General features: G+C 55.0%; 2 protein-coding genes. Both read left to right on the top strand.

The window, feature by feature from the left end; genetic code table 11:
- Positions 1-145, top strand: a 145-nt coding sequence (locus tag JMV15_RS28030) for a response regulator transcription factor (protein WP_201492003.1), incomplete at its 5' end; no start/stop codon positions are given.
- A 39-nt stretch (positions 146-184) separates the two neighbouring features.
- The coding region (locus JMV15_RS28025; protein WP_201492002.1) for a diacylglycerol kinase at positions 185-449 on the top strand (265 nt) is incomplete at its 3' end.

The raw sequence follows: 449 nt of genomic DNA, 5'->3' as shown, positions 1-449 counted from the left end.
AGCGACCATCAAGGCCCACGTTACGGCGATTTTCCGTAAGTTGGGCGTGCGTACGCGCACTCAGGCGGCGTTGCTTTTGCAGCAACTCGAGTCCATCTCGCAACATTACGTTACAGCCGCTTCACGCTTTTTTGACTTTGCGTGATCTAGCTTCCCCACTTCTTTGGTTCAGTTGCCTACATCTATGTCGCCTTTCAAGGGTCAAACCGGTATCACACGTATCTTCAATGCAGGGGGCTATTCCCTGGATGGCCTGCGTGCGGCTTTCACTGGCGAGGCGGCATTCCGCCACCTGGTATTGCTGAATGTCATCCTGATTCCCGTGAGCTTTTTCCTGCAGGTCAGCCGGGTTGAACGGGCGCTGCTGCTTGCAGTTTGTTTGTTGGCGCTGATCGTCGACTTGCTTACATCTGCGGTCGAGGTCGGAAGACGGTCTTGTAGGGACAGCG

Source organism: Pseudomonas paracarnis, assembly GCF_904063055.1.
In the GTDB taxonomy this organism is placed as follows: domain Bacteria; phylum Pseudomonadota; class Gammaproteobacteria; order Pseudomonadales; family Pseudomonadaceae; genus Aquipseudomonas; species Aquipseudomonas paracarnis.
The sequence above is the reverse complement of the archived record's forward strand: the minus strand, read 5'-3'. Positions and strand labels throughout refer to the sequence as shown.